Origin of the sequence: Flavobacterium sp. 40-81 (assembly GCF_001898245.1) — a bacterium.
GTDB classification, from domain to species: Bacteria; Bacteroidota; Bacteroidia; order Flavobacteriales; family Flavobacteriaceae; genus Flavobacterium; species Flavobacterium inviolabile.
In genome coordinates this window covers 76,690-89,975 of the sequence record NZ_MKTM01000031.1, presented here as the reverse complement: position 1 = coordinate 89,975, position 13,286 = coordinate 76,690, and the positions used below count along the sequence as shown (strand labels likewise).

Genomic DNA, 13,286 nt, shown 5'->3' with positions numbered 1-13,286 from the left:
GGATTTTTTTATGGTTATAATTGAATCTGCCGTTCGATCTGCTGGTCTAATGAAATGAATGTTTCCGTACGGGAAACACCCTCAATTGCCTGTATCTTTTTGTTGAGCAACTGCATTAAATGCTCGTTGTCATGGCAGATCAGTTTGATTAAAATGCTCCAGTTTCCGGTTGTATAATGGCATTCCAGTACTTCCGGTATTTTTTTTAATTCCCTTACAGCTTCCGGATTCCGGGAAGCTTTATCCAGGTAAATACCAACAAATGCCATCGTACTGTAGCCTAAAATTTTCGGACTAACGGTAAAACGGGAACCGGTAATCACACCGGCCTGTTCCAGTTTTCGCAGCCGCTGGTGTATGGCCGCACCGGAAATACCAATTTTGTTGGCAATCTGTAAAATCGGTTTCCGGGCATCTTCCATCAGGTAACGGAGGATTTCCTTGTCGATTCCGTCCATTTCAATTTGTAAGGAATTTATCTTCATCGGTAATAATTTGAAGTTAAAGTTACAAAATGAAATGCTTTATTAAAGTAAAAAAGGCTGATTTGTTACAATCAGCCTTTTTTGTTTTTATTTGTATCCTTTGTAGGCTACTTCTTTTTCTTTAAAAATCACACCGTATTCTTCCAGTTCTTTCAGTATAGGAAGGTATACTTCTTTGTTGATCGGAAGCTGTACACCCGGCGTTTTAATATTGCCGTTCAGGATCTGAAGCGTTGCCATAGCAACCGGCAGTCCTACGGTTTTTGCCATTGAAGTATAAGTCTGGTCGTCGCCGATGCAAACCATAGTAGCGTCAATCTGTTTCTTTTCGCCGTTTACCTCATAACCGATTTTGTGATACATGACAATCATGTCTTTATCATCCGGTGCTAAAGTCCAGCTGTCCGTCAGGATCTTTTCAAGGATTTGCGCCGGAGTGGCGTTTTTAAGGCCGATAATTTTATTGGCGTTAAACAGGTCCAGTTCTAATAATTTATCCCATACAACATCGTCCTGGTCGATTTTAAGGACATGGCGAAGTTTGATCTCAACAGAATCTGTCGGGTGATATGGTAAAAACAAATTTACAAACTCCCGATAGCTCATGGTTTCGGTATTGTCAATAGTGTATGAGTCGTCTGTCATACCCAATTGTACAAACATATCCCAGGCTCTGGAATAGCCTACACGGCGAATGGTACCTCTAAAAACGGTTAAGGCATTGTCTAAACCGTAAACACTTCTGTATTTAAGGGAATCACGGTTTGCATAACCTTCAAAACGGCCGTAACCTTCCACTTCCAGGAACTCTGTTCTTCGGAACAGTTTGTGGTACGGAATGTATTTGTAGGTTCCTTCCTGGATGAATTTAGCGGCGCCGCCCTGTCCGGCTAAAACAACATTACGGGGATTCCATGTAAACTTATAATTCCATAAATTGTTATCGGATTCCGGGGCAACTAATCCGCCGCAGAAAGATTCGAACAGGATTATTTTTCCGCCTTCTCCGCGAATTTCATCCAAAACCTTCATGGCACTCATGTGGTCGATACCCGGATCCAGTCCGATCTCATTCATAAACACAAGATTGTTGGCAATGGCGGCTTCGTTCAGTTCCTGCATGGCATCCGAAATATAAGAAGCGGTTACCATGTGTTTTTTATAGGCAATACAATCTTTGGCAACTTCAATGTGCAGGTAAGCCGGCAACATGGAAATTACGATGTCTGCTTTCTGGATTTCGGTTTTACGCTGCGCATCATCAAACATGTCAAAAGCAATAGCCGTTGCTCTTGGGTGATTATTGGTTTTCTTTTGAGCTAATTCCAATGATAAATCGCCTATGGTTAAATGTAAATTTTCCTGTTCCGATTTATCTAATAAATATTTAATGAGCGACGAAGCCGAGCGACCGGCTCCGATGATTAAAATATGTCTCATTTTAGTTGTTTGTTTTAAAAAGTCTACGAAAATAGGAATTTGTTATATTCTTTAAAAACATAAAAGATGATTAATATCATTATTTAACTTTTTAAAATAATAGTAACTTTGAGCATAATTTTGAAAATATGGATAGAAAAATAGCCGGAGTAGCAGCTATCATGGGAGCTGTTGCGATAATATTGGGTGCTTTTGGCGCTCACGGATTAAAACAGGTTCTGGATGAAGCGCAGCTGGCCATTTTTGAAACAGGAGTAAAATACCAGATGTATCATGCCTTGTTTTTATTATTTGTGGGTACCACGGCCATGCTTACGGAAAAAGCTAAAAAAACAATCTTCTATTTGGTGGTTACGGGAGTGTTATTTTTTTCAGGATCCATTTACCTGTTGGCAACAAAGGCTGTAACGGGCTGCGATTTTAAGGTGCTGGGACCTATTACGCCTGTTGGTGGTCTTTTACTGATATTGGCATGGGGAATACTCTTTGTACAGCTAATCAGGAAAAAAGCATAATATTTATTAAAAAAAAATTATTATAAAATTAAATTTTTACTTTTGCGTTCTTAAATAACAAACAACACATTTTTAAGTTATGAATGTTACTAATACAATTTCATTAGAGAAATACGGTATCGAAAATACGGTTGAAATTATTTATAATCCATCGTATGATTACCTATATAATGAAGAATTGAATCCGGAGCTAGAGGGATTTGAGAAAGGGCAGTTGACGGAACTGGGAGCTGTTAACGTGATGACGGGTGTTTTTACAGGAAGATCCCCTAAGGATAAATACATAGTTAAAGACGATATTACAAAAGATACTATTTGGTGGACATCAGAAAAAGCAGTAAATGATAATAAGCCAATTACAAAGGAAACCTGGGATGCTTTAAAGAAAACTACGGTTGACCAGCTTTCCGGGAAAAAATTATATGTAGTGGATACTTTCTGTGGAGCTAACGAAAACACGCGTTTAAAAGTGCGTTTTATTATGGAAGTGGCATGGCAGGCACATTTTGTGAAAAACATGTTTATCCGTCCTACAGAAGAAGAACTGGAAAACTTCGGAGAGCCTGATTTCGTAGTAATGAATGGTTCTAAAACAAATTTTAAAGAGTATGCTGCTCACGGATTGAACTCTGAGGTTTATGTGGCATTCAACTTAACAGAAAAAATTCAGTTAATCGGCGGAACCTGGTATGGTGGAGAAATGAAAAAAGGATTATTCTCCATGATGAACTACTATTTACCATTACAGGGAATTGCTTCGATGCACTGTTCTGCTAATAAAGGTAAAGATGGTGATGTTGCGGTTTTCTTCGGATTATCCGGAACAGGAAAAACAACGTTATCAACAGATCCTAAACGTGAATTAATCGGAGACGATGAGCACGGATGGGACAATGAAGGTGTTTTCAATTTTGAAGGCGGTTGTTATGCTAAAACAATTGACTTAAGTAAAGAAAACGAGCCGGATATTTTCAATGCCATCCGTAAAGATGCGTTGTTGGAAAACGTAACGGTTGCTGCCGACGGAACAATAGACTTTAAAGATGGTTCTGTAACACAAAACACACGTGTTTCTTACCCGATTTATCATATTGACAATATTGTAAAACCGGTTTCTAAAGCTGGTCATGCTTCAAAAGTTATTTTCTTAACAGCAGATGCTTTCGGAGTAATGCCACCGGTATCTAAACTGACTCCGGAACAGACAAAATATTTCTTCCTATCCGGATTTACCGCTAAATTAGCAGGTACTGAGCGTGGTGTAACACAGCCGGAACCTACATTTTCTGCTTGTTTCGGAAAAGCATTCTTATGTTTGCACCCGACAAAATACGGAGAAGAGCTGGTTAAAAAGATGGAAGAGCATAACGCTACAGCCTATATGGTAAATACAGGATGGAACGGAACCGGAAAACGTATTTCTATTAAAGATACCCGTGCAATCATCGACAGAATCCTTGACGGTTCTATTGAAACAGCCGAAACGCAGCTTGTTCCGATCTTTAACCTGGAAGTTCCTAAAGCTCTGGAAGGTGTAAATACCGAAATTCTTGATCCGAGAAATACGTATGCTGATGCTGCAGAATGGACAAACAAAGCGACGGACTTAGGGAAGTTGTTTGTTAAAAACTTTGTTCAGTATACCGATAATGAAGAAGGACAAAATTTAGTTAAAGCGGGTCCGCAGTTATAATTAAATTTGCAATAATATTTTGAAAGCCATTCGTTTGAATGGCTTTTTTTATGCGCTGATGTTACCTGAAGATTAGTTTTTTGTTGTGTTAACTATTTATTGAATCCGTAACATAAATGTAAAAAAACCGTAATATTTGTTTTGATTTTTGTTGTAAATTAGAATGATTTTAAAAAAGACAGATTTTATTTTAATAGTTAGCTGAAGAATAAATATTTTAGGGGGCTATAGTGTTGAAATTCAGTTAACTATTAAAATATTTCGCTTTTGAATAAAAAGGATACATTTTAAAAAAGTATATAAATAAAGTATATGAAACTGTCTGCAAGTGAATTGGAATTATTAAAAGCGAACTCGTTAAGCATGAGAAACGCAAGAGATATTGCCAGGCATATTGAATCGGATTATACGGTAGGCGGGATTTTTCCAAACGGGAAATCGGGTGATTTTGATACTCCGAATGTGGAGCGGTTTCAGTCGAAATGGTGTTCGTGGTGGCCTGTAGCCAGAATACTGTTAACCTTAGCCAAGATTTTTACAGGCGAAAAAGGAGATAAAGCAATTAACGCACTGATTGCACTTGGTGATACAGTGTGTGTTTAAGATAATTATCGGGTAATGTAAATTATATTCGATTTTGTTTTTTTGAGAGTTTAAAAAGAAAAAGCCTCCCATTTGGGAGGCTTTTTTATTTGAGGTTTATTTCTCTTTTGATTCTTTGTTGGCTTTAACAATGTATTTTTCTAAAGCCATGGTCATCGATGGTGTTTCCGGTGTCGGAGCCATGATGTCTACCCGTAGGCCGTGTTCCAGGGCTTCTTTTTGGGTGGTGCTTCCAAAAACAGCAATCCGGGTGTTGTTTTGCTGGAAGTCCGGGAAGTTTTTAAATAATGATTTAATTCCCGTTGGACTAAAGAACGCTAAAACATCGTAATATACGTCTTTTAAGTCCGATAAATCGCTCATTACAGTTCTGTAGAATGTTCCTGGTATCCAGTCAACTTTTAAGCTGTTCAGCGTTTGTGGGATATCAGCATTCAATTGATCGGAAGACGGTAACAGGAATTTTTCGTCTTTATACTTTTTGATTAATGGTGATAAATCAACAAAGTCTTTTTGACCAACATAAATTTTACGTTTTCTGTAAACTACATATTTTTGCAGATAGAAAGCGATAGCTTCAGATTGGCAGAAATATTTTAAATCTTCCGGAACCTTATAGCGCATTTCTTCCGCTACTCTGAAAAAGTGATCGACCGAATTTTTACTCGTAAGAATGATGGCAGAATAATTGTTTAAATCAATTTTTTGCTGTCTAACCTCTTTGGCAGGAACGCCCTCTACGTGAATAAATGGTCTAAAGTCGACTTTAATTTTCAGCTTCTGTTGAAGCTCAAAGTATGGTGAATTTTCTACTTTAGGTTCTGGTTGAGAGACCAAGATTGTTTTCACTTTCATATTAAAATAATTGTAATGCTCTAACTTTTCGTAAACCAATAATACATGAAATAATAGGGGGCTATTTCAAGTGTGCAAAGATACAAAATAAAATAGAACAGCTTGCCCAGTATTAAATTTTGATAAATTTTCAATGTAAACACATAAGTTGTTATGTTTATTATTAAAATAATAGAAATAACGCCTAATATTAGTTTTTTTGATGGGAAATTGTTGTAAAAGAGGAATAAATTGATGGGTAAAATGAGTAAACCGATGTAGGTTCGATAGTTAACTTTTTGTAAATTAAATTGCTCGTTGAACTCCTCAATGTTAAATGATGTCGCGATGATCTTTTCAATCAGGTATTTGGAAAGGATAAATACGCCCAGAAGCGTTACAATCTGTATGTAGGAAATCCAGTTGGTCTTGGTGGTATGGCCGTAATAGCTCAGGATAATCTGGATGAGAAAAGCAAAGGAAATCAGCTGGACAAAAAACATAGAGATGGTGAACCAGCTTTGCATGTTGCCGCTGTCCTTATAAATCTTTATGTATTTATCGGAAATACCGAGCCGGATGAACTCGTTAAAACGAACTTCAAAAACGGCCTTATTAATTGCAAGTAAAGCAAAGCAAACAACAAATAAAATTGTTGCCCAGTCTTTGTTTTCAACTACTCTCTCGTTAAATATTAAATCCATCATATCGCCTGTAAAAGTACTAATTTTTAAACGGAATATTTTTATTATACTTTTATTATGAAACAACCATCAGAAATAGTTTATTTTTGCAGGCAAATTTAAGTAAAAATGAGTTTAGGAGTAGTTGTCATTCCAACATATAACGAGATTGAAAATATAGAAAATATCGTGAGAGCTGTTTTCGAATTGGATGTCCCGTTTCATATACTTGTGGTCGATGATAATTCTCCGGACGGAACGGCCCGTAAGGTTGCCGAATTGCAATCGGAATACCCGGGTTTGCTGCATCTGGAAAACCGCTTCAAAAAATCGGGACTGGGAACGGCTTATGTACATGGTTTTAAATGGGCTCTGGACAGAGGATACGAATACATTTTTGAAATGGATGCCGATTTCTCCCATAATCCTAAAGATTTAAAGCGTTTGTATGAGGCTTGTGCTGCCGGTGCGGATATGGCAATAGGATCGCGGTATATAACCGGTGTGAATGTGGTTAACTGGCCGCTAAACCGTGTTTTGATGTCCTATTTTGCTTCTGTTTATGTGGATATCATTACCGGAATGAAAATTCACGATGCTACCGCCGGTTTTATCTGTTACAAAAAACAGGTTCTGGAGCAGATCAACCTGGATAAAATTAAATTTGTCGGGTATGCTTTTCAGATTGAAATGAAATACCGGACTTTCGTCAAAAAACTGAAGATTGTCGAAGTGCCGATTATTTTTACGGACCGGACAAAAGGACAGTCAAAAATGAGTAATGCGATTATAAAAGAAGCAATATTCGGAGTGATTACATTGCGATTGAAAAAAATGATAAACCGATTATAAGAGATAAGATTCACAATGAACAAGATATTAATAAAAAATGCGAAGATTGTAAATGAAGGCGTTATTTTTGAAGGTGATGTATTGATAGAAGGACAAATTATCAAGGAAATCGCAGAAAGTATAAGCCCTAAATCTTCTGATTGTAAAATTATTGATGCCGAAGGAAATTATCTTATTCCGGGTGCAATCGACGATCAGGTGCATTTTCGGGAACCGGGATTAACGCATAAAGGCGATATTGCTTCCGAATCGAAAGCTGCTGTTGCCGGAGGAATCACTTCCTTTATCGAACAGCCCAATACGGTTCCGAATGCGGTAACGCAGGAATTATTGGAACAAAAATACCAGATTGCAGCCGAAACATCCTATGCGAATTATTCGTTTATGATGGGCGGAACAAACGACAATCTGGAAGAAGTTTTAAAAACCAATCCGAAAAATGTTGCCGGGATAAAATTGTTTTTAGGTTCGTCAACCGGAAACATGCTTGTGGATAATGAAGAAGTTCTGGAAAAGATTTTTTCCAGTACGCCCATGCTGATTGCCGTTCACTGTGAAGATGAAGGGACAATCAAAGCGAATCTTGAAAAATATAAAGAGGAATACGGAGATGATATCCCGATGAAATTCCACCATTTAATAAGAAGTGAAGAGGCGTGCTACCTTTCTTCTTCGAAAGCGATTGAGCTGGCGAAGAAAACCGGAGCCCGTTTGCACATTTTCCATGTTTCTACCGCTAAGGAAACGGAATTGTTTACCAATAAAATCCCATTGGAAGAGAAGAAGATCACCGCAGAAGTTTGTGTGCACCATCTTTGGTTTACCGATGCCGATTATGAAAAGAAAGGGACATTTATAAAATGGAATCCGGCCGTAAAAACGGAAAAGGACAGGGATGAATTGTGGAAAGCCTTATTGGATGACAGAATCGATGTGATTGCAACAGATCACGCGCCGCATACATTGGAAGAAAAGAAAAATCCGTATACCAGCGCCCCTTCCGGCGGACCATTGGTTCAGCATGCAGTTGTGGCGATGTTTGAAGCGTTTCATCAGGGGAAAATTTCCGTGGAGAAGATTGTGGAGAAAATGGCACACAATCCGGCTAAAATCTTTAAAATCGAAAAAAGAGGTTTTATCAGGGAAGGATATTATGCCGATCTGGCTATTGTGAATCCGGGACTTCCGTGGAGCGTGAAAAAAGAAAATATTCTGTACAAATGCGGATGGTCGCCTTTTGAAGGTTCGAATTTTAAATCACGAATTACCCATACGTTGGTAAACGGACAGTTAGTTTATGTAAATTCGAAGATTAAAGATATTCGTTGCGGAGAGCGTTTATTATTTGATAGATAAAATTATGAAAAAACTTCTTTTTCTTATCGGATTGCTATGTGTGGTTACTGCCTGTGAGCAACAGGTCATGAAAAAACCCGTGAATCTTATTCCGGAAGATACTATGGTCGAAATTTTATCGGATATTGCGATATATCAGGCTGTTGACGGCTATGATCCGCTGCGGATTTCCTCGAATAATCTAAAGCTGGATGATTATATCTTTAATAAGTATAAAGTCAATGCTAAAATAATTGAAGCCAGTAATAAGTACTATGCGTCCGATGTGGAAGGATATAAAAGACTGTATAATAAGGTGATTGAAAGACTGGATGAGCAGCGAAAAGCGGTAGGCGCAGAAATCGAGAAAACTACAGGTGTTCCGCCTACGGATGCAGCTAATTAGTATATTCTTTCCCTAGATTTAAAAGATATTCCTCCATGGAGATAAAAGAATAGTTCAGTTCCTGAGCTATTTTTTTATTGCTGTAAATTTCCTGTGAGTGGGAGGATTTTGATGTAGCTTTTGTGAAACTTCTGCTACGGAACAATAGTTTGGAAAATAACCAGTCCAGTCGCCAGACTATCGCTGTGAGCAGCGGACCGGCATAAACGGAAGGTCTTTTTTTACCCATGCCGTCGGCGATGGTAAACAATATTTTTTCTAAAGAAAGATTTTCTGCGACAAGCGTATAACGGTTTCCGGCAAGATCACTGTTCATTAAGGCGGTCATGATGCGGATAACATCTTCAATAGCTATAATTCCGGTTACGCCTTTTGAGTAGAATGGGAATCCGCCGGCAATTTTTTTAAAAATCTGGCCGCTGCCGTTATTCCAGAAGCCGCTTCCGAAAATGATTCCGGGATTAACAACAATTACTTTTAAACCTTCCTGAGCGGCACGCCATACTTCCATTTCAGCGCCAAACTTTGTAATGGCATAATCACCGTGGAGTTTTTCGGGGTTCCAGTCTGTTTCTTCGGTAATGAGTGTTTCGCCTTCTTTTGTGTCGCCTAAAGCAGCGATAGAGCTTACATAGCAGAGTTTTTTGACTTTGAAATCCAGTGCACAATTGACAACATTGGCGGTGCCTTCAATATTGGTTTTGCGCAGCAATTCTTCGTCGTCCGGATCAAAAGAAATTAAGGCAGCACAATGGTACACATATTCTACTTCTTTAAAGGCTTTGCTTAAACGGGGAATGTCGGTAATATCGGCTTCAAACCAGTCTATTTTTTCAAACAGGGCCGTTTGCCGGTGTTTTTCAAAAAGCTTTTTGGTGTTTTGGATATTGGAATGCGAACGGTAAATAGCCCGAACGGCCTCTCCTTTCTGAAGTAAGTCCAGAAGAAGATATGCGCCTACTAATCCGGTTCCGCCTGTTACTAATATCATAGTTACAAATGTAGTAATTATAGCAGCTTATGGAAGTAGGAATTATATTAAAAAATACAAAATTGTCAAAAAGGATGCTTCATCAAATAGTTTAATTCGATTATCTTTGTGCAAATTGATTAAAAATGAAGAATTTTATTGAAGAAGTGACTTGGAGAGGAATGCTCCACGACGTTATGCCAGGCACGGAAGAACATTTGTTGGAGCAGATGCGTGTGGCGTATGTGGGTATTGACCCAACAGCGGATTCATTGCATATAGGACATTTGGTAGGCGTAATGATGCTGAAACATTTCCAGTTGAGCGGTCACAAGCCTTTGGCTTTAGTGGGCGGTGCAACCGGAATGATTGGCGATCCGTCCGGAAAATCAAACGAAAGAAATTTACTGGACGAAGCAACGCTGCGTCACAATCAGGATGCGATAAAAGGACAGCTGTCCCGTTTTCTTGATTTTACTTCCGACGCTCCCAATGCTGCGGAACTGGTAAATAACTATGACTGGATGAAGGAGTTCACGTTTTTGGACTTTATTCGTGATGTAGGGAAGCATATTACGGTGAACTATATGATGGCTAAAGATTCCGTTAAAAAACGTCTTTCGTCAGAATCGGCAGAAGGAATGTCTTTTACCGAGTTTACTTACCAATTGGTTCAGGGGTATGATTTCTTACATTTATTCAAAGCGAAAAACTGCACCCTGCAAATGGGAGGTAGTGACCAATGGGGTAATATTACTACCGGAACGGAACTGGTTCGCAGAAAAGAAAGCGGAAAAGCCTATGCGTTAACCTGTCCGTTGATTACAAAAGCAGACGGTACTAAATTCGGAAAATCAGAAGGTGGTAACATCTGGCTGGATGCTGCCAGAACATCGCCATACAAATTCTACCAGTACTGGTTGAATACATCCGATTTAGATGCTGAAAAATATATCAAGATCTTTACGTTTTTATCGAAAGAAGAAATTGAAACCTTAACGGAAGAACACCGAAAAGAACCGCATTTAAGAATCTTACAGAAACGTTTGGCGGAAGAGATCACAATTATGGTGCATTCAAAAGAAGATCTGGACAATGCGATTAAAGCGTCGAATATTTTATTTGGAAATTCAACTTCGGAGGATTTAAGACAATTGGATGAGAAAACATTTTTAGATGTTTTTGATGGTGTGCCGCAAGCGGAGATTGCTAAAGTGGAGATTGCATCCGGTTTAGGGATTGTTGATGCTTTAGCCGGTAAATCGGGATTCCTGTCTTCTAACGGTGAGGCAAGAAGAGCTTTAAAAGAGAACTCGATCGCGGTTAATAAGGAAAAAGTAGGAGAAGATTATTCCATATCCGATACGGATCTGATTAACGGACAATTCGTTTTGCTGCAAAGAGGTAAAAAGAATTATTTTGTTATCAGAGCAATATAATGAAAAGGGAGCTTTAAGCTCCCTTTTTTATTTTATAAAACCATCAGATTGCATCCGCGGATATCGGAATTGTCAAAACGGCCCAATACTTCGAAGGATTGGTTGGTGTATTTTTTTCCTAAATCCTGGGTGGCGATAAAGGAGCAGGAATTGATGTTTGCGAGGTCAATTACGTTAATGCCGCCGGTTTTTCCGTAGGCAATATACGATAAGGCGTCTTCGGTATCGCGGATCAGGATATCCATCCACGGAGGGCATTCAAAAACACCATCGCCTAAAGAATATGCCTGCGATAATAATTCGGTCATACCATATTCGGAATGGATCTTTGACACGCCGAATCCTTTGCATAAGATATCGTGCAGTTCTTCCCGGATGATTTCTTTGCGGCGCCCTTTCATGCCTCCGGTTTCCATGATAATGGTGTTTTTCAGGCTGAAATCCTGCATTTCAATTAAATCCAGTAAAGCATAGGTAACCCCTATCAGGATGACATTCTGTCCCTGCCTGTCCAGAGTAACCAGTTTTTCAATCAGCTCGTTATAATTGTTTAAATAGAAGCCGCTGTCAGGTTGATTGGATGCCTGTATTAAATCTTCTACCATGTAGATTAATGAAGAGCCTTCCCGTTCCAGATAAGACGGTAACAGGGCTAAAACAACATAATCTTCAATGTTGCCGTAAAATTGGGAAAATCCCAGACGGAAACTTTCTTCATAGTACTGTAAGTCGGTTATCAGGTGGCGGCTGGTACTCATGCCGGTTGTTCCGCTGCTGGTAAACGTGGTCTGTATGGGTTCGGTTGAACTTAATACATCATGACTTTTAAAAAACTGTATGGGTAAAAATGGAATGTCTTGAATGCTTTTGACATTGGTTTTGTCCTTTTTTAAAAGATTGCAAAAATCCTGATAAACACTATTGTTATCATATTGATGGCGAAAAACTTTGAGCGTTGTTTTCTCAAATTCTTTTTTGGATGCAATTTGAAATATATCGGATGTTGAGATCAAGGGAAATTCTTTTTGACAAAAATACAAAATAAAAAAGCACCAATAGAAATTGATGCTTTGCAAGGTTAAGGATTATGGAAGGCTATTTGATGATTAATTTTTTGGTCGCCGTTTTTCCTTCTTCAGTGACTTTAAGCAAATAAACGCCGCTGTTTAATTGGGAAAGGTTAACCGGGCTGTTGTTGTCGGCAGTGGTGTTTTTAACTTCTTTGCCCAGGATGTCATACATAAGAATCGATTTTGCAGCGCCGGAATCGGAAATGATAAACAGGTTGTCATTGGCTGAAGCCGGATTGGGATATATTTTCAGTCCTTCAATAGTGTGATCGGCTGTTCCCATTGGAGTGTTGTTTACGATGGAGAAATCGTCATAATAAATATATCCGCCAACATTTGTTGCCGACTGTCTGTAGGTTCTTGCCTGAAATCTGAAATGTGTGGCGTTAGCTGGTGCGGTCAGGGTAAAACTGATCTGTACCCATTGTGCGTTGTTGCTGGAATAGGAGGTGGGATGCAAAATGTCTCTGTTGTCTGTAAGTTCCATTTCTACGCCATTGTAGATGCTCACCCAGGAATGCCAGGCGCGGGAACGTGCTTTGGTATCGTTATCAAGAAGCCAATAGGAGATGGTATAGTTGTTTCCGGCAATAACCGGGATCAGATTGTTAGGACTTACGGTTTGGGTATCGTCCTGCGATTGGTGTTTTACGGCAGACAGGCCATTTTTTTTAATGCCGGTTTCTTTTGCTATAAAATTGTTTGCAGAAAACGTTTCGGTATTTACCGGTGTAAAATTTGTTGGAGTCGTGTTGTTTGTCCAATTTTCAAAATCCCCATTTGGAATTAAATTCGTCTGAGCACTGCCCGTTAGTGCTGTTGCGATGCTGAATAAAGCGAAGTAGATTTTCTTCATGGTATTTTTATGGAAAGATACCGTATGAAAATTTGTTTTTAATGACGATAATGTAAAGCTATGTTTAAATTTTAGCGGTTTTTTGAAGATTGTACGGAAATAAAA

14 protein-coding genes are annotated in these 13,286 nt (G+C 38.8%); 7 read left to right on the top strand and 7 right to left on the bottom strand.

The window, feature by feature from the left end; translation table 11 throughout:
• Positions 1–14 precede the first annotated feature (14 nt).
• Positions 15–485: an Lrp/AsnC family transcriptional regulator gene (locus BGO42_RS11805; protein ID WP_177730261.1), complete on the bottom strand. Its 471-nt coding sequence runs from the start codon at positions 483–485 to the stop codon at positions 15–17.
• Between the two features lie 87 nt (positions 486–572).
• The gene (locus tag BGO42_RS11800) at positions 573–1,925 is read right to left on the bottom strand and encodes a saccharopine dehydrogenase family protein (protein ID WP_177730259.1); all 1,353 of its coding nucleotides are present in this window, start codon (positions 1,923–1,925) and stop codon (positions 573–575) included.
• A 128-nt stretch (positions 1,926–2,053) separates the two neighbouring features.
• On the opposite strand from BGO42_RS11800, the gene BGO42_RS11795 reads away from it, so the two are divergent.
• The 3 genes from BGO42_RS11795 (at position 2,054) to BGO42_RS11785 (ending at position 4,736) form a co-directional block, all read left to right on the top strand.
• The gene (locus tag BGO42_RS11795; RefSeq protein ID WP_273244471.1) at positions 2,054–2,440 is read left to right on the top strand and encodes a DUF423 domain-containing protein; all 387 of its coding nucleotides are present in this window, start codon (positions 2,054–2,056) and stop codon (positions 2,438–2,440) included.
• Positions 2,441–2,519: 79 nt separating this feature from the next.
• Entirely contained in the window at positions 2,520–4,133 is a 1,614-nt protein-coding gene (pckA, locus tag BGO42_RS11790; RefSeq protein ID WP_273244473.1) for a phosphoenolpyruvate carboxykinase (ATP), read from the top strand.
• A gap of 312 nt (positions 4,134–4,445) precedes the next feature.
• The gene (locus BGO42_RS11785) at positions 4,446–4,736 is read left to right on the top strand and encodes a hypothetical protein (protein WP_273244475.1); all 291 of its coding nucleotides are present in this window, start codon (positions 4,446–4,448) and stop codon (positions 4,734–4,736) included.
• A 96-nt stretch (positions 4,737–4,832) separates the two neighbouring features.
• On the opposite strand, the gene BGO42_RS11780 is transcribed toward BGO42_RS11785, so the two are convergent.
• Positions 4,833–5,591 carry a uroporphyrinogen-III synthase gene (locus BGO42_RS11780; RefSeq protein WP_177730251.1) on the bottom strand — a complete coding sequence of 253 codons (759 nt, stop codon included), beginning with the start codon at positions 5,589–5,591 and terminating at the stop codon, positions 4,833–4,835.
• Between the two features lie 20 nt (positions 5,592–5,611).
• Positions 5,612–6,277: a DUF4271 domain-containing protein gene (locus tag BGO42_RS11775; protein ID WP_177730249.1), complete on the bottom strand. Its 666-nt coding sequence runs from the start codon at positions 6,275–6,277 to the stop codon at positions 5,612–5,614.
• A 105-nt stretch (positions 6,278–6,382) separates the two neighbouring features.
• Between BGO42_RS11775 and BGO42_RS11770 the strand changes: the two genes are divergently transcribed.
• The 3 genes from BGO42_RS11770 to BGO42_RS11760 are packed head-to-tail and all read left to right on the top strand — an operon-like array spanning position 6,383 to position 8,846.
• Positions 6,383–7,105: a polyprenol monophosphomannose synthase gene (locus tag BGO42_RS11770; RefSeq protein ID WP_273244479.1), complete on the top strand. Its 723-nt coding sequence runs from the start codon at positions 6,383–6,385 to the stop codon at positions 7,103–7,105.
• Between the two features lie 15 nt (positions 7,106–7,120).
• Complete coding sequence (locus BGO42_RS11765) at positions 7,121–8,461, top strand: dihydroorotase (protein WP_177730245.1); 1,341 nt, start codon at positions 7,121–7,123, stop codon at positions 8,459–8,461.
• A 4-nt stretch (positions 8,462–8,465) separates the two neighbouring features.
• Positions 8,466–8,846 carry a DUF4296 domain-containing protein gene (locus BGO42_RS11760; protein WP_177730244.1) on the top strand — a complete coding sequence of 127 codons (381 nt, stop codon included), beginning with the start codon at positions 8,466–8,468 and terminating at the stop codon, positions 8,844–8,846.
• On the opposite strand, the gene BGO42_RS11755 is transcribed toward BGO42_RS11760, so the two are convergent.
• Positions 8,839–9,837, bottom strand: coding sequence for an NAD-dependent epimerase/dehydratase family protein (locus tag BGO42_RS11755; RefSeq protein ID WP_273244481.1), 999 nt, complete (start codon positions 9,835–9,837; stop codon positions 8,839–8,841). The two genes, BGO42_RS11760 and BGO42_RS11755, sit on opposite strands and share 8 nt — an antisense overlap.
• 125 nt (positions 9,838–9,962) lie before the next feature.
• On the opposite strand from BGO42_RS11755, the gene tyrS reads away from it, so the two are divergent.
• The gene (gene tyrS / locus BGO42_RS11750; RefSeq protein WP_273244483.1) at positions 9,963–11,255 is read left to right on the top strand and encodes a tyrosine--tRNA ligase; all 1,293 of its coding nucleotides are present in this window, start codon (positions 9,963–9,965) and stop codon (positions 11,253–11,255) included.
• A gap of 32 nt (positions 11,256–11,287) precedes the next feature.
• Here the strand turns inward: tyrS and BGO42_RS11745 are convergent, their stop codons facing one another.
• The gene (locus BGO42_RS11745) at positions 11,288–12,268 is read right to left on the bottom strand and encodes a LuxE/PaaK family acyltransferase (RefSeq protein WP_273244484.1); all 981 of its coding nucleotides are present in this window, start codon (positions 12,266–12,268) and stop codon (positions 11,288–11,290) included.
• Positions 12,269–12,350: 82 nt separating this feature from the next.
• The gene (locus tag BGO42_RS11740) at positions 12,351–13,181 is read right to left on the bottom strand and encodes a T9SS type A sorting domain-containing protein (RefSeq protein ID WP_273244486.1); all 831 of its coding nucleotides are present in this window, start codon (positions 13,179–13,181) and stop codon (positions 12,351–12,353) included.
• Positions 13,182–13,286 lie beyond the last annotated feature (105 nt).

Coding starts and splice junctions, on each gene's coding strand:
- BGO42_RS11780 (WP_177730251.1), bottom strand. CDS start 5,591: ATGAAAGTGAAAACAATCTTGGTCTCTCAACCAGAACCTAAAGTAGAA.
- BGO42_RS11800 (WP_177730259.1), bottom strand. CDS start 1,925: ATGAGACATATTTTAATCATCGGAGCCGGTCGCTCGGCTTCGTCGCTC.
- BGO42_RS11755 (WP_273244481.1), bottom strand. CDS start 9,837: ATGATATTAGTAACAGGCGGAACCGGATTAGTAGGCGCATATCTTCTT.
- BGO42_RS11785 (WP_273244475.1), top strand. CDS start 4,446: ATGAAACTGTCTGCAAGTGAATTGGAATTATTAAAAGCGAACTCGTTA.
- BGO42_RS11795 (WP_273244471.1), top strand. CDS start 2,054: ATGGATAGAAAAATAGCCGGAGTAGCAGCTATCATGGGAGCTGTTGCG.
- BGO42_RS11775 (WP_177730249.1), bottom strand. CDS start 6,277: ATGATGGATTTAATATTTAACGAGAGAGTAGTTGAAAACAAAGACTGG.
- BGO42_RS11760 (WP_177730244.1), top strand. CDS start 8,466: ATGAAAAAACTTCTTTTTCTTATCGGATTGCTATGTGTGGTTACTGCC.
- tyrS (WP_273244483.1), top strand. CDS start 9,963: ATGAAGAATTTTATTGAAGAAGTGACTTGGAGAGGAATGCTCCACGAC.
- pckA (WP_273244473.1), top strand. CDS start 2,520: ATGAATGTTACTAATACAATTTCATTAGAGAAATACGGTATCGAAAAT.
- BGO42_RS11770 (WP_273244479.1), top strand. CDS start 6,383: ATGAGTTTAGGAGTAGTTGTCATTCCAACATATAACGAGATTGAAAAT.
- BGO42_RS11765 (WP_177730245.1), top strand. CDS start 7,121: ATGAACAAGATATTAATAAAAAATGCGAAGATTGTAAATGAAGGCGTT.
- BGO42_RS11805 (WP_177730261.1), bottom strand. CDS start 485: ATGAAGATAAATTCCTTACAAATTGAAATGGACGGAATCGACAAGGAA.
- BGO42_RS11740 (WP_273244486.1), bottom strand. CDS start 13,181: ATGAAGAAAATCTACTTCGCTTTATTCAGCATCGCAACAGCACTAACG.